19 protein-coding genes, 2 tRNA genes and 1 CRISPR repeat array are annotated in these 20237 nt (G+C 53.0%); of the genes, 8 read left to right on the forward strand and 13 right to left on the reverse strand.

Going from position 1 to position 20237, the window contains the following annotated elements; genetic code table 11:
* Nucleotides 1-15: 15 nt before the first annotated feature.
* On the reverse strand, nt 16-1671 hold the full coding sequence (locus tag LF599_RS02470; RefSeq protein ID WP_279522166.1) for an FG-GAP repeat domain-containing protein: 1656 nt from the start codon (nt 1669-1671) through the stop codon (nt 16-18).
* Between the two features lie 208 nt (nt 1672-1879).
* Here LF599_RS02470 and LF599_RS02475 point away from each other — a divergent pair, with 208 nt between their 5' ends.
* The 3 genes from LF599_RS02475 to LF599_RS02485 all read left to right on the forward strand — a co-directional run bounded on the left by LF599_RS02475 (nt 1880) and on the right by LF599_RS02485 (nt 3539).
* Nucleotides 1880-3163, forward strand: a complete 1284-nt coding sequence (locus tag LF599_RS02475) for an RsmB/NOP family class I SAM-dependent RNA methyltransferase (RefSeq protein ID WP_279522167.1) — start codon at nt 1880-1882, stop codon at nt 3161-3163.
* A gap of 179 nt (nt 3164-3342) precedes the next feature.
* A tRNA-Val gene (locus tag LF599_RS02480) sits at nt 3343-3418 on the forward strand.
* 44 nt (nt 3419-3462) lie between these two features.
* Nucleotides 3463-3539, forward strand: a tRNA-Asp gene (locus LF599_RS02485).
* Nucleotides 3540-3555: 16 nt separating this feature from the next.
* Here the strand turns inward: LF599_RS02485 and LF599_RS02490 are convergent.
* The 3 genes from LF599_RS02490 to LF599_RS02500 form a co-directional block, all read right to left on the reverse strand.
* A complete protein-coding gene (locus LF599_RS02490; protein ID WP_279522168.1) occupies nt 3556-4650 on the reverse strand; it encodes a tyrosine-type recombinase/integrase in 1095 nt (364 codons plus the stop codon).
* A 165-nt stretch (nt 4651-4815) separates the two neighbouring features.
* On the reverse strand, nt 4816-5871 hold the full coding sequence (locus LF599_RS02495; protein ID WP_279522169.1) for a hypothetical protein: 1056 nt from the start codon (nt 5869-5871) through the stop codon (nt 4816-4818).
* A 362-nt stretch (nt 5872-6233) separates the two neighbouring features.
* Nucleotides 6234-7124 carry a hypothetical protein gene (locus tag LF599_RS02500; protein WP_269942688.1) on the reverse strand — a complete coding sequence of 297 codons (891 nt, stop codon included), beginning with the start codon at nt 7122-7124 and terminating at the stop codon, nt 6234-6236.
* A gap of 242 nt (nt 7125-7366) precedes the next feature.
* Between LF599_RS02500 and cas9 the strand changes: the two genes are divergently transcribed.
* From cas9 to cas2, 3 genes are read left to right on the forward strand one after another with little or no spacing between them, the layout of a single operon-like run.
* On the forward strand, nt 7367-10657 hold the full coding sequence (gene cas9, locus LF599_RS02505) for a type II CRISPR RNA-guided endonuclease Cas9 (RefSeq protein ID WP_279522170.1): 3291 nt from the start codon (nt 7367-7369) through the stop codon (nt 10655-10657).
* Between the two features lie 59 nt (nt 10658-10716).
* Nucleotides 10717-11616: a type II CRISPR-associated endonuclease Cas1 gene (gene cas1, locus LF599_RS02510; protein WP_269942691.1), complete on the forward strand. Its 900-nt coding sequence runs from the start codon at nt 10717-10719 to the stop codon at nt 11614-11616.
* Between the two features lie 8 nt (nt 11617-11624).
* Nucleotides 11625-11957 (forward strand): CRISPR-associated endonuclease Cas2, encoded by a 333-nt coding sequence (gene cas2 / locus LF599_RS02515; protein WP_269942692.1) that lies wholly within the window; start codon nt 11625-11627, stop codon nt 11955-11957.
* A gap of 100 nt (nt 11958-12057) precedes the next feature.
* Nucleotides 12058-12753: direct repeats of the CRISPR family, unit length 36 nt; unit sequence AGCGTAGCAGAAGAGGAAATGGGGTCAAGCCGCAAC.
* Between the two features lie 459 nt (nt 12754-13212).
* Here the strand turns inward: cas2 and LF599_RS02520 are convergent.
* A protein-coding gene (locus LF599_RS02520) for an IS3 family transposase (RefSeq protein WP_404823700.1) occupies nt 13213-14354 on the reverse strand; the annotation gives its coding sequence in 2 pieces (ribosomal slippage) (nt 13213-14102 and nt 14102-14354; 1143 coding nt in all).
* Between the two features lie 40 nt (nt 14355-14394).
* Between LF599_RS02520 and LF599_RS02525 the strand changes: the two genes are divergently transcribed.
* Entirely contained in the window at nt 14395-14643 is a 249-nt protein-coding gene (locus LF599_RS02525) for a hypothetical protein (protein ID WP_269942693.1), read from the forward strand.
* A 527-nt stretch (nt 14644-15170) separates the two neighbouring features.
* Here the strand turns inward: LF599_RS02525 and LF599_RS02530 are convergent.
* A complete protein-coding gene (locus LF599_RS02530; RefSeq protein WP_279522171.1) occupies nt 15171-15641 on the reverse strand; it encodes a hypothetical protein in 471 nt (156 codons plus the stop codon).
* A 12-nt stretch (nt 15642-15653) separates the two neighbouring features.
* Here LF599_RS02530 and LF599_RS02535 point away from each other — a divergent pair, with 12 nt between their 5' ends.
* The gene (locus tag LF599_RS02535; RefSeq protein WP_279522172.1) at nt 15654-16001 is read left to right on the forward strand and encodes a hypothetical protein; all 348 of its coding nucleotides are present in this window, start codon (nt 15654-15656) and stop codon (nt 15999-16001) included.
* A gap of 157 nt (nt 16002-16158) precedes the next feature.
* Here the strand turns inward: LF599_RS02535 and LF599_RS02540 are convergent, their stop codons facing one another.
* The 7 genes from LF599_RS02540 to LF599_RS02570 form a co-directional block, all read right to left on the reverse strand.
* Nucleotides 16159-17220 carry an IS110 family RNA-guided transposase gene (locus tag LF599_RS02540; protein WP_269942321.1) on the reverse strand — a complete coding sequence of 354 codons (1062 nt, stop codon included), beginning with the start codon at nt 17218-17220 and terminating at the stop codon, nt 16159-16161.
* Nucleotides 17180-18112: a hypothetical protein gene (locus tag LF599_RS02545; protein ID WP_279522173.1), complete on the reverse strand. Its 933-nt coding sequence runs from the start codon at nt 18110-18112 to the stop codon at nt 17180-17182. Before LF599_RS02545 ends, LF599_RS02540 begins: the two co-directional genes overlap by 41 nt.
* A 412-nt stretch (nt 18113-18524) precedes the next feature.
* Entirely contained in the window at nt 18525-18722 is a 198-nt protein-coding gene (locus LF599_RS02550) for a hypothetical protein (RefSeq protein ID WP_269942696.1), read from the reverse strand.
* 8 nt (nt 18723-18730) lie between these two features.
* Nucleotides 18731-18982: a hypothetical protein gene (locus tag LF599_RS02555; protein ID WP_269942697.1), complete on the reverse strand. Its 252-nt coding sequence runs from the start codon at nt 18980-18982 to the stop codon at nt 18731-18733.
* A 20-nt stretch (nt 18983-19002) separates the two neighbouring features.
* A complete protein-coding gene (locus tag LF599_RS02560) occupies nt 19003-19398 on the reverse strand; it encodes a hypothetical protein (RefSeq protein WP_269942698.1) in 396 nt (131 codons plus the stop codon).
* Entirely contained in the window at nt 19399-19749 is a 351-nt protein-coding gene (locus LF599_RS02565; protein WP_269942699.1) for a hypothetical protein, read from the reverse strand. It abuts the gene before it with no gap.
* 8 nt (nt 19750-19757) lie between these two features.
* A complete protein-coding gene (locus tag LF599_RS02570) occupies nt 19758-20237 on the reverse strand; it encodes a hypothetical protein (RefSeq protein ID WP_279522174.1) in 480 nt (159 codons plus the stop codon).

Genomic DNA, 20237 nt, shown 5'->3' on the forward strand with positions numbered 1-20237 from the left:
CCGGGCGGCCGCCCGTTATTGCAGTTTCAGATCGTAGGCCAGGACCAGGGTCTTGCGGTTGCCGTATCCGTAGCCCGCGAAGGTGTTGACGAGCACGCACAACTGCTTGTTGCCGTCGTTGTTCAGGTCGGCCAGGACCACGTCATTGACTTGGCCCTTGATGCGCCGGGTCTTCCAGGCCAGGTTCAGGCCCACCTGGTCATAGACCAAAGAGTGGATTTCGCCTTGGGTGTAGTACTTGTAGTTCGTGAATATCTGGGCCGTGGCGGACAAATCTTTGTTGACCAGCAACTCGTAGTGTTTGTCGGATGTTAGGGGAGCGGCAATGCCCCTGATGGGGATGTTGTAGGTGATGCCGTGCTCTTCGGTGGCGCCGCCGCCCATGCCCACCATCTTGTCCGCCGTCTCGATGACCACGCCGGAGCTGTTGTAGGTCTCGTCGCTTTCGTAAAGCCGTTCGAAGGTCTGGCTGTAGACGACGAGCTTGTGGCTGTTGTTGATGACCACGCACTTGTAGCCCAGGCCGTCAGGCAGATAGGTCAGGTTGTAGACGTTGCCGAAGGGCGGCACGGGGATGGGTTGGCCGATCTCTATGCTGTCGCCTTTGATGAAGGCTTCGTTGACATGCTTGTCGAAAAGGTCGCGCTGGCCTTTTTTCTGGGCCGCGAGGATGGGCATGTAGGTCGGCGGAAGACGCAGGATTCCGAGGAACTTGTCCACCTTCTTGACCAGGTACTTGAACTTGCCGCCTTCGAAGGAGAGGATGCTTGACCGGGGAGTGCCGCGGGGGGCGCGGACCGCGCCCTGGCTCGCGAATTGGTATGCGCCGATGACGAATTCGGGGATTCCGTCGCGGTTGACGTCGGCGATTTCGAGTCGGACGCTCATGACGTTGGCGGGCAAGCTGAAGGTGTCCAGGTGCTGGAGCTTTCCTTCCTTGAAGCGATAGGCCGAAATGGCCGACTCCTGCAGGATGAATATCTCGTTTTGGCCATCGCCGTTGCCGTCGGCGATATACATATTGTAGGAGTTGAAGGGTAAAGTCTGGCTTCTCCATCTGCCGGTGGTCTCGGTACCGCCCTCGTAGCGGAACTGGGGGTTCAGGGTCTCGGCCCTGAACGGCTGGCCGTCGCCGACGATGAACGGGCTCGCAGAGGGAGCCGCAGCCTGCATGGTGTTTTTGGCCGCTTTATTTTCTTCGACAGAGCCGTAACCCGGGCGGTTGAACACGTCGCCCTGAAGGGTCTTGGCCTGGGAATCCAGCCAGGCGGTCATCTCGTCGATTTTCACTTCGCCCTTTTTCTGCCAGGCCTTGCCGTCGGCGGAGATCGTGTCGATGCGCATGTGCGCCGTGGTGTCGAGAATGGAAATTTCGCCGTAAGTGAGGTAGTCGACGTTGAGGCCGCGCAGGGTGTTCAGGGCCGCGCCTTTGTCCGAGGGCGCGGAGACGTCTTGCAGGCTCTTGGAAGTGGGCTCCACATGCCCCATCCATTCCAGGTCGTTCGAAAGACTGGCCTGTATGGCCTTGGAAAGGTATTCATATTTTTGGGGTCCGTTGTAGACGAACGGAAGGACCGCATAGGTCTTGGCCCCCTGGGCCATGACCGGCAGGGCCAGGAACAGGGTCGCCACAAAGGCGGTCAAGACGGTGATGACGGGTCTTCTTGTCATGTATTCCTCCGGAAGGTAGGTGGTACCTTGCTTTTGTGACATGTTGGAACGTGCTGGTGCGCACGGGAGCCTCTTGTATCAGTTTCCCGGCCGGATGCAAAGGGCCAAGAGTGTTGATAGGCCGGGCAATTGTCGCTATTGGTGCCGTTGCGGCCGATCCGGACGGCATGGTGACGGCCCGGAGCCCGGCCCGATTCAGGGAGAGTTGATGACACGATTCGGACGCACGTTCAGACTGGTTTGCGACGAACCGGCCGCCCCCGTGGTTGAGGGGCTGCTTCGCGCGCAGGGATTCGATTTCGGTCCCGAGCCTTTTTACCCCCTTGCCCGCAGGCTTGCTCACGAGCCTTTTCCTTTAGGTGAAAGCCTGGCCGCCCGGTTCGGCCTGATCTACATTCAGGACCGCTCCTCCATGTTGCCGCCCCTTGCCCTCGATCCGCCGTCCGGAGCTGATGTCCTGGATATGTGCTCCGCGCCGGGCAGCAAGACAAGTCTGCTATCCCGTCTTGTGGGGCCGCAGGGTTTCGTGTTCGCCTCGGAGCCTTCGGCCGACCGGCTGGGCACTTTGCGCGCCAACCTGCGCCGCACCGGCTCGGTCAACACCGCCACGGCCAAGGCCATGGCGCAGGACTTGCCGTTTGAGGACGGGACCTGGGACCATATCCAGCTGGACCCGCCGTGCAGCGGTTGGGGCACCGTGGAGAAGAACCCGAAGGTCATGGAGGTTTGGTCCGGCTCCAAGACGGCCCCGTTGATAGCCTTGCAAAAGACGCTCCTGGAGAAGGCTGCGACGATGCTGAGGCCCGGCGGCACTGTTCTGTATTCAACCTGCACCACTAATATTGAAGAGAACGAGAAGCAGGTCGCCTGGGCGCTGGAGACCCTCGACCTCGCTCTTGAACCGCTTTCCGAGCCCGAGGGGTTTGTTTTCGAGCCCGCGCACATGTCCTCCATGGAAGGCGTTTTGCGCGTGGCCGAGGATTCGGAAGGGCAAGGGTTCTTTCTGGCCCGATTCGTGAAAAATGGCGGATCGAGCGCAAGCGGCGAAGTCCGTGCGCAAAAAAAGGACCTGCCGGGCGTCCGTCTGCGGCTCGACAGGATGATCGGCGGAGACGGCCTCGACCTGACGCGGCTGCCTCCCGGCGAGGTCTACGAATTTGGCGGCAAGGCGTTTTTCCTCCACGAGCGGGCCTTGGAGCTGATTCCCGGCTCCCTGCGTTGGCAGGGGTTCCCGCTGGGCAAGGTGGCGGGCAAGGGCGATCGGGTCAAATTCACCCCCGGCCCGCTGGCGCGGGTGCTTCTCGCGCAGAATCCGGCCAAGGCCGCCTGCGACGTCCTGGATGTGGAAGATACGGATATCCTGGAGCGTCTCCTTTCCGGCCAGAGCGTGCCGTTCAAGGCGGACAAGGGCGGTGTGGGCTTCTATTTTCGGGGGCTTCCGATCGGCTGGCTGGCCAGAAAGGGTGGCCGTCTTTTGTGTTCGGCAAAATAGTCGTTTGAATTCAGTATGTTGTGGAGTGCAAATTTTTTGTTAAAAAGCGTTGACAAAAAGCGGGCGTGTGGGCAGTATCCCCTTCGCTGAACGCGGATGAGTGCTTGGGCAAGAGCGCGCCGCAACTGCTGAAAGTGGTTGACAAGCGGTCTCTGCCAAGCTAAACACTCTCTTCCTGCGGGCGCGTAGCTCAGCTGGGAGAGCATCGGCCTTACAAGCCGAGGGTCACAGGTTCGAGCCCTGTCGCGCCCACCATCTTTGAAATAAAGGGGAGCTTAACACCCTTTATATAATAGAGCGGAGCCGTAGTTAAGTTGGTTATAACGCCGGCCTGTCACGCCGGAGGCCGAGGGTTCGAGTCCCTTCGGCTCCGCCAGATAAGAACAAGGATCTTAAGCAGTTAGCTTAAGGTCCTTTTTCTTATGCCCATTGCCAAATTGCTTGGTGGGCCCGCTGGTGGGCCCGGAAATCAAGCCGCCTTCCAATATTTTCAGATGGGGCCGGATTGGTTCCATGCCTCGGACATACCTTTCGGTAGTCGCCAGCTTCTTGTGTCGGAGTATCTGTTGGATGGCTATCATGGGTACGTTGTTGTTTGCCAAAATGGACGCTGTAAGGTGTCGGACACCATGACAGCCAAAAGGTTTTACCCCTGCTTTTTTACAAAGCTTCTGAGGGAATCCCCGGTTCTCCATATACGGCTTTCCTGCAAAACGCCCACCTTGCTGGGTGAAGACCCATTCATTGACCGCGTTCTGTCGGTGAGCCAACAAAACCTCATAGAGTTCATCAGTCATGGGGAGCCATTCGTACTCCATTGAACTGTCCTGCCGTTTTTTGGTTCCCAACTGGATACGCTTCCGGCTGAAATCAACGTCCTTCCATTGAAGCCTGTAGAGTTCGCCGCGCCTTGCCGCTGTATGCAGCAAGGTCAGGAGCATGACCCTGTTTTGCCCTTCGGCAACATTCAAGGTCGTCCAGAAGTCCTTCTGAGGAGGGACGTACCGCTCCTGTCTTTGTTCAGGGAATTTTTCAACAGCCAGGAAGGGATTCACGGCAGGGAAGCCTTCAAGATATTTGATGCCGAAGTTCCAGGCAGCGGCCATGTTTTTCCGCTCCTTGTTGGCAGCATAGCCGGTGCGCTGCTTGTATATCCGTTGCAGATATTTCAGCGCGTCCATTTTCTTGAAGGTGTGGACGTCGTCCTGAGGGTCTACAGTCTTGAGAAGCCGCTTGAAGGCGGTCCGTTTTTCACTGTAGGTCTTGGGGCTGTATTTGACCGCAAAGTCCAAATAGCAGTTGGCCCACTCAAGATAGGAGGTCGTGTGGGTCTCCGGTTCCGGCGGCAGTTTTGCCAGTTCCTTTTGATCGACTTCCCATTTCTTTGCGTCGTCCTTCCGCGTGAATTGCCGACGTATTTTCTTGCCGTCTATTTTGACTTGTGCCATCCAAACGGTATTCCCGTTCTTCTTTTGCTTGTAAGGCATAATGCCTCCTAATTGCTTCGCCTATCAGATTTTTAAAGAACAGGATGCGACGGCCTAGCTTTACACCACCGTACCGGGCAGGATGCCGCAAGACAGTGGACTCGGCAACCCCAAAGAAGTTCGCAGCCTCTTCCGAAGTTATTTTGTTTCCAAGATTGGGGAGCATCATTTGATCGCTCCCATGTCGTAAAGAATCCAAGTTGCATCGTCTTCAATGCCAAGGGAGAGCATGTCGGCAGGGAGACCTTCCGCCAATCGGTTGTAATTAGCTTCCTGGTATTTGGCCTTTCCACGATAGTTCTTAGCCCGCTTCCAGTTTACGGCATCCCGCAATTCAAGGCTGCTTTTCCCCGCAATGCGGAGGGCTTTGCGGAAGACTTTAACGAGGCCTTCCTGCGAGACTTCCTCATAGAGAGGTTCGTTGCCGAACTCGTCATCAACGGAGGCAAGGGCAACGATGAGGCCGACAACCTGGCTTGCAAGCTGGAATTGAGTTGTCCGCACGGCCTTTGCTCGGATAGCCGGGACGGGTTCAGAAACACCCAGAAAACGGTTTTGGATGATTTGCCACCAGTCAAGCGTCTTGCGTTGGGTATGGTGCTTGCCGGGGTTAGTCTGGAATTTGAGCCATTTTTGAGTGCAGTAGGCCCAGATGTTGTCGAGGGCACCGATACAATCGTCCATGGTGTCAATGCCAAGGTCTTTCAGAGATTGCCGACGAAGCTGGAATTCAACCCGAATGGCTCTCTTTGTCTCAGGAACCTCAGGGATTCCCCAGACATCATACATCCAAGTCTTTTGGGATATGGTTTCAATTTCCAAGGCCTTGTCATAGAGGCGGCAAGAAAGATCGCCTTTGCCGATTTGGACGCCTTCAAGCTTCTTGCTTTCCGTGAAGTAGTTTATCTTTCTTGCGCGGCAGACCGTATTGGCGAAAAGCTCCCCATCCCATTCATTGTCTGGAATGAGCATGTCCATGCAGAGATCAATTCGACTTGGCTTGACGACGATGATTTCAGCGTGGACCTCTTCAAGAGCGAGGGTAATGCGTTTGATCGCGTCCCGAACTCCGAACCGCCAAAGCGTTTCAGACCGGATTTCTACGAGTACATTTGGCCTGGAATTCGGAATGATCGCTTTTCCAAATTTGACCGCGTATTGGATTCCAGAAATTAGCCAATTATATCCCTTACTTCCATTCGGGAGCGTATTGAAAAGCAATTCGTCTTTGTATTCGGGAATTTAAATTCTCATAGGGAAGGAGTGTCCGGTATTCCGGGCCGCTTCTTTGTTCAACTCCAAAAGCTGGTGAAAATAGTTGTCCTTCCACTTAACGCCAAGGGCCAAATTCAGAGAATCCACCCCGGACGCAAGTACCTCAGGTTCTAGTGGAAGCCCCGAGTTCACCTTTGAGGGGGGGCTGATAGTCATCAGCCCCCCCTCTCGTGAACGCGAAAGCTTGTCGTGTTGTTCCTTCGTGCTCATGGGGTGAAAATTATGGGATCGGAAAAAGAAGCACTTGGACACGAAAAAAGAAAATCGTGTCCAAGTGAGGCGGGAAGAGAAATGCTATTCTGGGGAATTTATCGAGAAGGGGAGAGCTTCCAAAAATCCACTCTTCTCGTAAGAGCCTTTGCAAAAGCCTCAGGGCTCATGTCTCCAACGTCAGGGTCTTGAAGGCCGTGGCCAGAGTCTTGGGCTATAGCGTTGAAGAGCTCCTGGATTTTTGGTGCTAGCATGCGCTGCCCAGCCCTCAGAGATGTATCCAAGATAAAACGCGCCCAAGTAAGTTTGACCTGTTGCAAAGAAACATCGGGTATTGGCTCTCCTAGATAACTCCCAATTTCAGCGACCTTGTCGGCTCGTCCCTCTGCCGTCCACTGGCGCATCTTCCTTGCTATCCCAGGTTCAAAAATAATGCTTTTATCAAGTTGTATCAGCTTGCGGGCTGCACTGAGATCCCCATGCCTAGCTCTGAATAAAAGCTCAGGAGGGTTTTCACCCCAGAGGCAATTGCATGGAACCCAAATGAGAATGAAGAAGAGCAGGGCTGGCGGTGAGTTGTGCCAGTCCAAATCCAGATTGTTTAAACCTGGATTACTCTTCAGGGTACGAGCCTGAAGGAATGAAAGAATGTCTGTAGCCTCAGGTCGTGACCCATTTCCTGAGAGAATTTCTTGGGGTCTTAATCCGTGTGGCACATATTTCAAGAGTGGTGTGAAGAATTCGGCAACATCTAGGATAAGTCTTTTGTGGCTTTGGTAATATGAAAACCAGATTTTCAAATTCGGGATGTTTTCTGAGGTAATTCGAATTTCGCCTGAGCGTATGGCGTTGACGGTGCGAAAAACATGTTCACATTGATAGGCTTGATATGTTGAAAGGTCAGCAAGAAGAGGGGCTACACCATGCTTCCAATCGGTAATAGCTAGTGAGCTTGCGCGAAGTTGAGAACGCTCTGTTTCGTCATCCATGGGCAGCAGTTAACCTGTTTTCTAAACTCCAGTAAAGAATTGCTGTATCCAAAAAAAGAGAGCCCGTGGACTCTCTTTTTATCTGGTGCATTTTTCAGCTTGTTAACGGCTTGACCCAACAGAAAACGGGCTGAAATCCCTACGAAGACAGTCTGCTACCACCGTCTCGGCAAGGTTGCATTGATTTATAAGATGGATATAAAAGAGTTGATTGCTTGTCAACCTATGCAAGGATGGTTGTAATGTGGAGATTGGGTTTAGATATTGGCAGTAATTCCATAGGATGGGCGGTGCTTTGCCTTGAGGACTTAGGCCATGGCTATGAGCCATATAAAATTATTGACATGGGTGTCCGCATTTTTCCGGATGGTCGAGAACCTGCCGGTACAGATAGAAAAACAGGATTGCCAAAGATTGGAGAATCTCTTGCGGTAACCCGGCGCATGGCAAGGGGGATGCGCCGCAACCGTGATCGGAGATTGAAACGCATACGCGTCTTTGCCGACAGGTTGGTCGAGTTCGGTCTTATTCCGCAGAAAGGCGTTGCAGGCAGAAATGAATACAAGACCGGCAGAATGGACATGTCTATTGATCCCTACGAAGCAAGAGCCAAGGCTGCCGTTGGGATAGTCAGTAAGAATGAACTGGCCCGTGCGTTATTGCATCTCTGCAAACGGAGAGGCTTTCTTTCTAATCGTAAAACCGATGGCGAAGACAAAGAGGCTTCCGAAAGAAAGGGGGCCATGCAGGGATTAACAGCCATTCTTGAAGAGCGGGAATTGACCTTGGGTCAATACCTTCGTGATCGTATTGCTTTTGACAAACACGTCCGCTTTCGGGGAGCCGAATTTGATGATACTGCCGGGACTGTCGCAATTTATCCTACCAGGGCCATGTACGCGGATGAATTTAACGCCATAAGGAAGAAGCAGGGAACCACCCATCTTACTGATGAGCAGTGGGATGAATTATTTGATATTTTTTCTTTTCAGAGACCTTTGCTCCCCAAAGAACCAGGCGCTTGTTCTTTTGAACACGGACGGGATGGACGGGAGGAGCATCCAAGGGCGTGGCGACATCTTCCCATATCCCACACATTCCGTATTCTACAGGAAGTAAACAACCTGCGGTTTCAGGCCGAAGAGGGTGACAGAGAGTTGTCCCAGGAACATCGGGCAAGCCTTGTCGAAGCCTTGGAACATCAGAAATCCATGTCCTTTTCAAAAGTACGTTCTCTCCTCAACTTGCCGAGGACTTCCAGTTTCAATCTGGAAAGTGAAAGGCGGAAAAAGTTGGATGGAAATGCAACAGGGTGCGACATGCGCGTCCTTTTTACAACCCATGGCTGTGATTGGGACAATTTGGGATCCAGCGTTCAAAACGACGTCGTGCAAATGATACATGATGCTAGGGGTCTAGCGGAGTTTATGGCGGCTAATTGTGAACGCCATTGGGATTTGCCCGGCGGCCTAATTCGTGATCTTTCAAAGAAATATTACCCGTCGTCCCACGGACATATCTCCCGCCGTTGCATGGAAAAGCTGCTCCCGTACATGCGGGATGGGATGCAGTATTGGGAAGCGGCAAGGGAGGTCTATGGGGACCATACTGATTACAGCCAGTTCTCAACAGGCGAGGTCCTGGAAGAACTGCCCTATTACGGCGAGGTGTTGCGCGGGGCGACAGTTCCGGTTGCCGTGACGCCCAATACTCCTGAGGAAGAGGCAAACTACGGAAAAATTCCCAATCCCACAGTACACGTCGCTCTTAACCAACTGCGGAAGCTCATAAATACCCTTGTGAAGCGGTATGGCTCCCCCTACGACATTCATCTGGAATTAGCCCGGAATGTAAAGAAGGCGGGGAAAAACTATCAGGAATTGTTGAAGGGGCTGGCCGATAATACCGGAAAGAACGAAAAGCGACGCAAGCAATACGAAGAATGCTTTCCAGGCCAGATTCCTTCTGGTTTGGATATGATCAAGATGCGGCTATGGGAGGAGTTGGCCGAAGATGATACCGATGACGGTCGTCAGGCCATGGCCCGAATGGACATATATACCGGGCGGACCATCGGTTTCCGGCAGTTATTCAGTGACGAGGTAGAGATCGAGCACATCCTTCCCTATGGTAGAACGTACGACAACTCCATAGCTAACAGGACCGTGACCTTCCGTGATGTCAACCGCAGGAAAGGCGGCGACAAACTGCCGTACCAGTTTGCCCAAGGCGATTCAGAGATCGACGCCGAGGCTATGCGGGCGAGAGCGAAACGCCTGCCGCGTGCCAAAAGATGGCGGTTCGGGCCCGATGCCGCCGAGGTCTATGAACAGATTCTCACCAAAAGCATGACCCTTGAAGAGCGGCGTGAGTACGATGCCGATTCGAGCGGCACCTTTATTGATCGTCAACTTGTGGATACACAGTACATATCGCGGATCGCGGCAAGATATCTTTCTCCGGTTGTAGGAGAACCGTCACGAGTGGTCCCGGTCAATGGCCATGTCACCAATCTAATCCGCAATAAGTGGCAGATCAACGCAATCAAGGCCAAGGGGAAGGACGAAGAGCGGCGGGATCACCGCCACCATGCCGAGGACGCACTGATTGTCGCGCTGGCCGACAGAAGCCTTGTGAAGCGCATAGCCGATAAGACCCGTGAAGAACAGGAAGGCCGCAAGGATTATAAAGCAAAATTGCGCTTCCCGGAACGTCCCGCTTGGGCAACGGATGCACGGATCAAGGAGGTCGCCGAAAAGATAAATGTTTCATTCCGTCAGGATCACAGCCGAGAGTCAAAATTGTATCAGGAAACGGCCTATGGGCTGTTGGATAAAAATGACCGATGGCACAAACAAGGATTTCACGGAGTGGTGCGGCGGCCTGTTACGTCTTTGAAAGAAAAAGAGGTAAATCTAATACGTGACGATGCGGTGCGTTCGGCTGTCGCGGATTTCTTGGATCTTCCTGAGGTCAGGGCGTTGAAAAAGTGGGAGGACAAGCTTGCTTTGCTTGCGCGAACTCCTATTCGGGTTGGCTCCGCACAAAACAAAACACGGTTGCGCAGGGTGCGCATCGTGATTAAGAATCAGTCTATCCAACCTATTAAGAGCGCTCCATATAAGGGATACTCAACAGATTCCATTGCCTTTTGCGATATCTGGTATACTCCAAATTTAAAACGAAAGGGCAAGGCTAATGGGCATTGGAACTTTGTTGGCACATACGTCAGCTATGCCGACGCCAAGGCCTTTGAGAATAATGAAGATGCACTCCATCTAAAATATAGGCCGCATCCGGCGGCGCGGAAGGTTATGCGTCTTTTCAAAAATGACATGGTGATGTTGACGGATGTCCAGGGCAGGGAGCAACTGACGCGGGTAGCGGGTTATTCCGCGACGGCCAATACGCTTGATGTTCGTAATCATACGGAGAGTGGAGGCAAACAGAATTTTAAGGCGATACCCGTGTTGATGGGGAAAATGATCATGCGAAAGGTTCATGTGACCGTGGATGGGCGAATCCTACGCTGATTCGATACACCTAAACTGAAAGTGAAAGCCCTCCGATAGGAATTGAGGAGGGCTTTCGTATGATAGACGGAATCGTCGAAATCGCCGAAGACGGGCGCTACCTGTCTGTGTATCGTGGCTTTCTTGTCGTGGCGGACAAGGAAATCACTTTAGGTCGGGTTCCACTAGCCGATATCTCGGCGCTCATCCTGTCCGCCAATCAGGCGAGCCTTTCCAAAAATTTGATGGTGGCTTTAGCAGAACAAAGCACCGCAGTCATCTGTTGTGGCAAAAACTATCTGCCAACATCCATAGCACTTCCCTACTCGGGGAATTATGAATCTGGTCACAGAGTGCGTAGCCAGATCAATGCTAGCCGTCCGTTATGCAAGCAGCTTTGGAGACGACTTGTTCAGGAAAAAATACGTAATCAAGGCGAAGTTCTAAGCTGGCTGGATATAGGCGAATCAAGCCGTTCAGTGGCGGCCATGGAGCGGCGGGTGCGGTCGGGTGATCCGGACAACTTGGAGGCCCAGGCTGCGAAGCGGTATTGGCGAGTGGCGGTTCGCCCTGGTTTTGTGCGGGATCGTTTTGCCGAAGATGAGAACCTGTTGTTTAACTATATTTATACGGTGCTTCGTGCCGCCGTCGCTCGGGCGGTTGTGGGGGCCGGGTTGCTTCCAGCCCTTGGTGTGCACCACAGGGGACGGCTCAATCCGTTTTCCTTGGTGGATGATCTTATGGAGCCCTACCGTCCTTTGGCAGACAGTGTGGTGTTGGAACTGTGCTCTGAAGCAGAACCTGTTGAATTGACGCCGAAGACGAAACGGCGGCTTGCCTCTGTGCTTCGTTTGGATCTTAAGATGGAAAAGGGGAGGTCTCCTCTGTGCGAGGTGCTGCATACCTTGGCTTATTCATTGGTGCAGAGTTACGAGGACCACGCGGTTCACCTGCGTTTTGGAGAGATGCTTTTGCCGTAGGGGTGGAGATGCGAACTGAATTGAGCGGGTACAGAATCATGTGGATGATGGTTATGTTTGATCTACCTGTGGTGACATCAAAGGAGCGCAAGGCGGCGGGGATATTTCGCAAGCATTTGCAGAACCTTGGATTTGAGATGGCTCAATTTTCCATATACTACCGAGTGATGGGGAGCAAAGAGATTGCCAAGCGGTATTTGAAGCAAATTGAAGAGAAAGTGCCCAAAGATGGTAGTGTAAATATTTTAACTATCACGGATAAACAATACGAGAACATGGTGTGCTTCACGGGCAGGGAAAAAGTTAAGCCACCGGAGGTCCTACAACTGTCGCTTTTTTGAAAAAATGGCTCTTCAGATCTTCAAAATACTGTCTGCAAGACGTTTTCCTTCGGCCATATGCGCTATAACCAGTATTATTATAGCTGGTTATAGCGCATATAGCGTAGCAGAAGAGGAAATGGGGTCAAGCCGCAACCCCTGACTGCAAACCGACAACTCCCGCGTTAGCGTAGCAGAAGAGGAAATGGGGTCAAGCCGCAACGCATTGGCCAGAATAGTTTCCTCCAACAGGAGCGTAGCAGAAGAGGAAATGGGGTCAAGCCGCAACTCGCCGAGAACGGCGGATGGGCTCTGTTTAAGCGTAGCAGAAGAGGAAATGGGGTCAAGCCGCAACCCAATAGGGAATAGATAAGGCCATGAAAATAGCGTAGCAGAAGAGGAAATGGGGTCAAGCCGCAACACAAGGAGGTCAAGTAACATGCAGAGAGCAAGCGTAGCAGAAGAGGAAATGGGGTCAAGCCGCAACCGGGAGCGTGGCGAAAACGAACGGCTTGGCAGCGTAGCAGAAGAGGAAATGGGGTCAAGCCGCAACTTGAGACCGTGGAGACAAGTCCTTGCTCCGAGCGTAGCAGAAGAGGAAATGGGGTCAAGCCGCAACCTTCCAAGGCGACGTTTTTCTTGCGGTTCGAGCGTAGCAGAAGAGGAAATGGGGTCAAGCCGCAACTCGCCAACCGCGCTGAGTGGGTAGCGGTCTAGCGTAGCAGAAGAGGAAATGGGGTCAAGCCGCAACGCAACGTTGGTTCGAGGACGACGCCGGTCCAGCGTAGCAGAAGAGGAAATGGGGTCAAGGTGGTGGGCCCTCAGGAGGGCCCTTGGGGCCCACCGAGACTCCTTGAAGCTACGTGAAGCTACAAAAAGTTCAATAAAATTAGGTGGTGAAAGCTAGAATTCGCACCTGTCACGCCGGAGGCCGCGAGTTCGAGTCTCGTCGGCTCCGCCAGTAAAGAACAAGGATCTTAGCCTCTTATGTTAAGATCCTTTTTCTATTTTCTGGTCCGAAAAACATCGGACACATCCATTGGACACATTTTTATTTTTAGGTAGTAATCGCGAAGGGTTGGAATGTCCGTTTTGTCGCGGCTTCCGGCTGGATGCACTTATCTCTTTGGATTTGCTTGGAAAGTGGGATGGGTCAGGTCTCACAGTGAATCGAAGAAATTTTCGATTTCTTCAGAATCTCCAATGTAGCAAATCGTTGTTTGGTATTCTTCGTCGAATTTCAACTTTTGTGTAAAGTCCCCCATCTTAGGGCCAGCTAGTAGTAGAGGCTTCCCGCCGTTTTTTGGTGAGAGCCCAGAGGGCAGGGGGTACCCCCTGCCCTCTGGGCTGCAAATTCCACTGGCGTCATGTCGCCTAGCGATTCATGAGGCCGATCTTCGTTGTACTCCCTGATAAATCTCTCCGTGCATTCACGCACTTCGCTCAAGCTATCGAAGATATACAAGTCCAAGACCTCTTCCCGATAGGTCCGGTTGAAACGCTCAATATATGAGTTTTGCGTCGGCTTGCCTGGCTGTATGAACTCCAGCCCAACACCGTGCTGATCAGCCCAGGCTGCCATGGCCGAACTGGCAAATTCAGGTCCGTTGTCCATCCTCAGCTTTTCCGGGTAACGACCTCTTTCTTCGGCTACCCGGTCAAGTACCCTGAGCACTCTTCCGGCTGGCAGGTTGGTGTCTACTTCCACGGCAAGCACCTCTCGATTGAAATCGTCAACAGCATTAAATGTTCTGAAAGCCCGCCCGCTGTAGAGAGTGTCACGCATGAAATCAATCGACCAACAATGGTTCGCCAGCAGCGGCTGGGCCACGGCTTTCCTTGTCCTTTGGGGGCGACGTTTCTTTGCCTTGCGTTTCAAATTCATTTTCAACAAGCAATAAACCCGCCAGACGCGTTTGTGATTCCAAGGGGTCCCCTGCTTGCGAAGCACAGCAAAAAGCTTACTGAAGCCCCATGTGGGCTTTTTCTCGGCCAGTTCAGTCAAAGCGGCGATGACGGTACTATCGTCGCGCGGATGAGGCTTGTACGCGTAGTAGCTCCGGCTGACGCCAAGAGCTGTACAAGCCTTGCGGACACTCATCTCGAACTCACAGATCATGTGCGTGACGAGCTGTTTTCGCTGAACCGGCCTCAGAGTTTTTTTTCGATGACATCCTTGAGAGCCATGTTTTCCAGGCTCAGATCCGCAAACATCTGCTTGAGCTTACGGTTTTCTGCCTCAAGGTCTTTCATCCGCTCTATGTCGGACGCCTCCATGCCGCCGTACTTGGACTTCCATTTGTAGTACGTAGCGTTGCTCACGCCGTGCTCTCGGCAGACGTCCTTGACCGTCCGTCCACTTTCCACGGATTTCAAAATCCGCACGATCTGGTGCTCAGTGAATCTTGATTTGCGCATGTGAAACTCCTGGGCGCAGTTTGGGCCAGAAGTCTCTACTTTGCAATGGACCTACTATACGGGGACTTTACAGCGTCACGAAAGCAAGTCGGCTCGAAAATTGAAGCCGCACCTTTTGACCTTTGAAGACTGTGCTGCCGCCAACTGCCCGGATGAGAAGAAAGAGCGGAAGGGCTTTCACTGCATTCTCGCCGCAGAGAAAAATTATGACTACCTGTGCTCGATCGTTGAGGCTGACAAGAACTTTGCGCTTAAAGGCGATATGCTCAAGTTGCTCAAGAAGGTATGACGTCGCCCCAAAGTTGCTGTTTGGCAAGTCTCGATGAATAGTATAATCGGTATTGTCGAATCGAAACAGAGAGTCTTACATGAATTACATGTTTTTATTGTTGGTTTTCGCCGGGTTGGCTGCGCTGGGTGCAGTTGCTCTTGTTTGTCGGGCTTATGTCTTGGGCAATAGATCAGAGACAAAGAGTAATGGGTGGACACTCCTCGTTGGGGCTTTGGTTGTCGTCATATTAGCAGTGCCTTGCAGCGTCATTGCTTTTGTTGGTCATGCATTTATCGATGTTAATTCTGATCTTGATTGGGTTAAATCAATTACGTCTTGGATCGTTGTGCCTCCACTATGCTACTATTTGTTATATTGTTTGGCTCGCCGTTTTCACTTTTTCAGGACATATTCATGTAAGTCTTGGGTCCTACTCGCGTATTCAGGTGTATTGACTACCTGGGCATTTGAGGCACTGATAATGTACGAGTTAGCCACAACATCATGATGGTTATAGGGAGAGGCTCAGGCCTCTCCCTTCCTGTTTATTTCCCTAACGCACTTCGTATTTTATTGATCTGGTAAAGCAGTCCAACCCCTTCGCCGGGTTTGATCGGGCGGTTGCTTTCGGCAGAATCCGCACCGGCTTTCTTGGCAGTGTTTTTTTTGTACTTATCAAGATAGCTTGGCCCTTGTTTATAGTACGTCACTAGAACTGCATCTTTTTCTTCCTGGCTGAGCCCCTCCATGTGTGGTTCCAATTTCTTGGCTGCATCCTCCATGTGCGCTGCGGATAAAGTGGCAGTGCCTTCCGGGGTAGTCGCGTACTCGACATATTTTTTCCATTGATCTTCCCGCGAGGCTTTTGGGTCAATGACTCCAGACAGCTCCTGTTTGAGCTTGTCGTTATCGTCACCATTTTCAATGCGATCAACAAACATTCCGTGAAGAGTAGTGACGTTCATGTTGCCAGGGCCGATGTCATGTGCTGCAGGTCTGAGCATGGCCTTATTCAATGTCCCTTTCGTATGTCCATCGCGTATGTTTTCTTCCACTTCGGCAAGGTCGGCATCCAGCTTGATGTATTGGTCTTGAAGCGGGTCAACGAAATTGCTCCGGTTGAATTCGTCTCCCATGGCCCCGGCAACGGCTTCGGGAGATACGCCGAACTTGTCGGCAGCGTTGTTGATCGCATCCTTGTTCTTTCCAAGGAATTCGTACGTTTTGTCGTCGAAGGGGTAGTTGTCTTTGGGCTCGGGGTATTTGTTGCGGGTTTCGGCTGCTTTTTCCAGGTCGCGGGCGTGGGCAACCGAGGATTTTTCTTATGCGGCCCCATGTCAAGGACTCCCGTCTTTCTTAACTTCACCTTTTCTTAGGGCGCACTTGCCCCTCGCTCTACAGCGTAATTATCAAGTATTCCTTTTCTTATTCGTGCTCTACGGCACCAAGTACCTATTCGGTACGTAAATCAGTTTAAGATCGCCATTTCTATTTTCGTGGTCTACGCCACCAAAGCCCCGCCGCGATCTTTGTTTACGACTGCGTTACAGGTAAGCTGAGCTTCCACAAAAGCGCGGCCAATTTACGAGCAAGCGCAGCTATTGCTTTTTGTGCCACACCATGTCGGCTATAAATTCGGTTGTAGAACTCCCTGGCCCACTCATCTCGCTGCTTCCACACCCAAGCTGCTTCAATCAGTAAACTTCGTAATCGCTTTTGACCGACCGGGCGAAGTGTTGCCTTACCCTTGCTGCCTCCACTTTGCCGCATCACTGGCGCAAGGCCCAGGTAAGCTGTCACCTCTTCGCTGCGATTGAAACGTTCCGGGCGGTAAACCTCTGCCGCAAAAGTCGTGGCCACGACTTCGCCAACGCCGGGAACGGACCTCATGGCGGCAATACGTCTTGCCTCGTCTTGTTCCCGGATGCTTATTCGCAAACGCTGATCCACTTTGCGTTGTGCACAAGCGAAGTACTCCAGTTCATCGAGCAAGCTTTCAAGAGTCTCTTTTGCCCCCGAAGGAAGTTCCACCTGATGAAGTGTGAGTATGGCAGCCTTGCTCCAATGGTCCAGATCGGCAGGCTCCTGCGCTCCAAGATAAAGAAGAAGTGAACGAATCCGTTGTTTAGCTCGACGAAGAGAGTCGGTGAGCTGATGCCTTCGACGCTCAAGAGCACGGAAGGCTTCAGCTTCAACGGAAGGAATGGCGATTGGTCTGATCAGGCCGGAGGCTGCCAGCTCTGCCAGTTTGCGGCAGTCCAGGCTGTCGGTCTTGTTGGTAGCGGTAATGGGGCGCGGGATTCGGCTTGGCGCAGCAACGACAACCGTAACACCTTCTGCTTCGAGGCTCCTGGCCAACTCAAAGCCAGTCGGTCCAGATTCATAGCAAACCGCGCCAACCTCAACAGGTAATGACATGACAAGCCGGGTGAGTGCTGTTGCATCAGCCGGACAAGTCCAGTCCTTCACGGCACCATCAGGTCTGAGCAAAGCCACGCTGAAACTCAGCTTATGGACGTCCACTCCTATCCATACCTTCTCGCCGGAAAACGCTTCAACAAACCGATGAACAGATGATACTTTGAGCTTTGCCATGTCGGCCTCCCTTGGTTTTGGGGTTCACTGGTACTGTTACCAGCAAAACTTGGGAGTGCCGACATGGTATTTCTTTTAGCACCGCAGCCTGTTCCTCCTTTTCATCGCGGCCGGAGAGGGAGTCGTCGAGTCCGTTCGGGATGTTTTCCGGATCGAGGTCGACGTCTCCGCCAAAAGCGATGGCCTTTGCCGTTTTTTCGTTGATGGCGTCTTTGCCCGCATCAGCTTTTGCGGCCTTGGGCTTGTCCGATTCTACCCCCGCATACCCCAGGTACTTGCCGTACATGGCGTCGGCGTCCTTTTCGTCGAATTTGGCCTCGGACAGCACGAACTTGTTGATGAGGTCGAAGGCGGCGTCATCGTGGGCCTTGACGCCATCCTCGTCCCTGGCTCCGAGTGCGCCTTGGGCGATGCGCCGCAAGCCCTTGTCGAGGACGCTCCGGGACCGCTCGTTGAGCTTGTCCACGGCGAATTGGTGCCCTTGCTTCAGGAAGCCGTCCTTGATGCCGGGCAGAGACTTCGAGAGCGCCTCGTGCCGCTTGCCGCCCTTGGGCACGCTGGAAAGAATGGAGTGCTCGTAGTCGTCGAATTGCTTCTTGAGGTTGGTGGCATCCCTGGACGGATTGCTGCCGGTGACGTTCTTCCGCCAGTCGGCCAGTCCCTTGCCGAAGAAGTCGTGCGCCTCGTTCTCCTTCTCGACGATGGTGTTGAGCCGGTCCAGGTCGTGGTAGGCGTCCCGTTTTTGCTGCCGCTGCTGTTGCTGTTGATTCTGATTGTTGAAACCGATGCCCAGTTCCAGGGCGGACTTGCGCTGGCCGGGCGTTGCGTTGCCGAGTATCTTCTTCTGCTCGTCGGGGTCCATATTGATGAGTGATTTTCCAAAGTCGAACATAGCCGATTCCCTCCTGTCGGGATGTTGATTGTTCAGAGATCAGACATCCTAACCCCGGTTTTCCGCCCAGGAGGGAAACGGGAGAAAAAGGGTACTAAAAGGAGAGAAAAAGCATAAAAAGGGAACTTGACATGGTTTCAGCGAGCCTGTTCGAAAAAATGTTCACCGAATAATATGTTATGATAGTTGTTTCAATATGTTGCGACGTTGTCTTTCTGCTTTTCCCAAGACGTCGGAAATGGCTCGGGACAAGAAAGGGGTACGAAGGGGTACCAAAAGGATAAAAAAGGAAGGGTACCCACTCTGTGGGAGTGGGGAGAAAGACTGCTTCGGATAAAGCGTGTGTTTTTAAGTTGTTGGCTGGATGTCTAAAATAATGCAGAATTCTATTCTGATTTCTGACGAGAAAGGGTTATCCCAGTATCGCCCCGCCCAACTGCATCCACCAGGAAGGTTCCTCCGGCGGAAAGAGCCATGTGCCTATTTTGAAGAGCAGGAAGGCAACTACCAGATATATGCCGATGAATGCCGGGAGATTGCCCGCACCGATTTGGGCCACGATGATGGCGGTGACGAGAAACGCTACGACCAGCACGATGAATGTGAGCATGACTTACCCTACCTGCTCATGATGGCAATGCGTTTGGTGCAGTTGTAGCAGATGTTTTCGTTCTCCTTGCCTTCGACGTAATGATTCTTCTTGACCCTGGTGTTGGTCTTTCCGCAGGAGTTGCAGGTCCCGACCAATGTGAAGCCCTGCCTTGCTGCATGTTCATCCGCCTGCTTTTGCTTTTTCGCTCTTTCTTCCGCGATAGCCCCGCCAATAATCTTGGTTCCTTCCGCGATGTTCTCTTTCAACCATTTCAGCATGACTACTCCCGTGTAATCCGTTAGGCGTTCGAAATGAGTATCCGGCCCCGCTCAAGGACTTCCCAATAGTCCAGGAGCCAGTCTTCGAGTTCTTTCAGTTTGGGTATGGGAATGGAGATGAAATCGGCCAAGCCCTCAATGCGCCGCTTCTCCGCTTCGGCGTAATCTCCGTCGATATACGCGATGGTGATGCAGTCCCTCAGTAGAGACATTTTCGCGGCATGGGAGATATCCCTGAGGCGCTCTAGGGGTGCGGGCTGGCCCAGCTCTTCGGAAGCAACATCCCATAGCTTTGCTTGCAGGGCGATGTACTCCCGTTCCTTGTCGTCGATATGACCGTCCGCTTCGGCAATTTTGAACAAGTAGGAGAGATATGCCTTGGCTTCGGTCCTGGTCAGGTCGTTGGTGTCCAGCATCTACTTGTCCTCGTACAATGCCTTGTTCTTGTGGTCGCGCGATATGCCGGATTTGATGGTCTTCCCGGCTAGTCCCGCTACAGCGGCACCGGCGATTGCGGCTCCCACGGTCCAGCCTATCGGGGTGCTTGCCACGAACACGCCGCCCAACGCGCTGGCCAGGGTCGTTGATCCGAGCAGGGTGGTTGCTTCAGCAGCGCCCGCGACCGTACCGGCTGCGGCGGCTCCTCCGACGGCTCCACCGAGCAGGTTGGCTGCCGAGCCGAGCAACGTGCGTTTGTGCCTCTTCCTTGCCCTGTCCTTAAATCTGTCCAGGTCTTCAGCGGTGACGGATGAGAGATCAAGCGGCATTGGCCCTCCTACAGTGTTTCCTTGATCGCCTGGAATATCTCCACCACCAGGCGGTAGAACTCCTTGGCCGCCAGCACGGTGGCTTGAATGGTGCTGTCGGTGGATTCTCCCCGATCCCGCAAGTCGATCATCATCCCGGCAATGCCGGCGTAGGGGATGGCGATAATTGCCACCAGGGGGGCGAGTATCGGTCCGATCCAGGGGACCATGCTTGTCAACAGGCTTGCGGAAACCCCCAAGGCGACACCCAGAGCCAAATTGGGGTTGCGCTGCACAAACTCGATGATCTTGCAGCAAATGATTTTGCCAATACCGACCAGCTTGCCGCCGATTTCCCTGGCGTTGTCCCACAGGTCGAGCATCACTTCCGTGATCTGGAACGGGACGCCCATCTTGTGGAGCAAGGCACCGGCTTTGACTTTGTCGATGTCGGCAAATTCCGCTTCCCATGTTTCAAGCTGCCGGACCGCTAGGGCGGTGGTCGTCAT

Origin of the sequence: Pseudodesulfovibrio thermohalotolerans, assembly GCF_021353295.2 — a bacterium.
GTDB lineage: Bacteria > Desulfobacterota > Desulfovibrionia > Desulfovibrionales > Desulfovibrionaceae > Pseudodesulfovibrio > Pseudodesulfovibrio thermohalotolerans.

What these genes read in the sequence shown, in the direction of transcription:
- LF599_RS02490 (WP_279522168.1), bottom strand. Translation starts at nt 4,650, where the DNA reads ATGCCTTACAAGCAAAAGAAGAACGGGAATACCGTTTGGATGGCACAA.
- LF599_RS02500 (WP_269942688.1), bottom strand. Translation starts at nt 7,124, where the DNA reads ATGGATGACGAAACAGAGCGTTCTCAACTTCGCGCAAGCTCACTAGCT.
- cas9 (WP_279522170.1), top strand. Translation starts at nt 7,367, where the DNA reads ATGTGGAGATTGGGTTTAGATATTGGCAGTAATTCCATAGGATGGGCG.
- LF599_RS02570 (WP_279522174.1), bottom strand. Translation starts at nt 20,237, where the DNA reads ATGACGACCACCGCCCTAGCGGTCCGGCAGCTTGAAACATGGGAAGCG.
- LF599_RS02550 (WP_269942696.1), bottom strand. Translation starts at nt 18,722, where the DNA reads ATGCTCACATTCATCGTGCTGGTCGTAGCGTTTCTCGTCACCGCCATC.
- LF599_RS02545 (WP_279522173.1), bottom strand. Translation starts at nt 18,112, where the DNA reads ATGTTCGACTTTGGAAAATCACTCATCAATATGGACCCCGACGAGCAG.
- LF599_RS02470 (WP_279522166.1), bottom strand. Translation starts at nt 1,671, where the DNA reads ATGACAAGAAGACCCGTCATCACCGTCTTGACCGCCTTTGTGGCGACC.
- LF599_RS02535 (WP_279522172.1), top strand. Translation starts at nt 15,654, where the DNA reads ATGTCCATCGCGTATGTTTTCTTCCACTTCGGCAAGGTCGGCATCCAG.
- LF599_RS02565 (WP_269942699.1), bottom strand. Translation starts at nt 19,749, where the DNA reads ATGCCGCTTGATCTCTCATCCGTCACCGCTGAAGACCTGGACAGATTT.
- LF599_RS02555 (WP_269942697.1), bottom strand. Translation starts at nt 18,982, where the DNA reads ATGCTGAAATGGTTGAAAGAGAACATCGCGGAAGGAACCAAGATTATT.
- LF599_RS02540 (WP_269942321.1), bottom strand. Translation starts at nt 17,220, where the DNA reads ATGGCAAAGCTCAAAGTATCATCTGTTCATCGGTTTGTTGAAGCGTTT.
- cas2 (WP_269942692.1), top strand. Translation starts at nt 11,625, where the DNA reads ATGCGAACTGAATTGAGCGGGTACAGAATCATGTGGATGATGGTTATG.
- cas1 (WP_269942691.1), top strand. Translation starts at nt 10,717, where the DNA reads ATGATAGACGGAATCGTCGAAATCGCCGAAGACGGGCGCTACCTGTCT.
- LF599_RS02560 (WP_269942698.1), bottom strand. Translation starts at nt 19,398, where the DNA reads ATGCTGGACACCAACGACCTGACCAGGACCGAAGCCAAGGCATATCTC.
- LF599_RS02475 (WP_279522167.1), top strand. Translation starts at nt 1,880, where the DNA reads ATGACACGATTCGGACGCACGTTCAGACTGGTTTGCGACGAACCGGCC.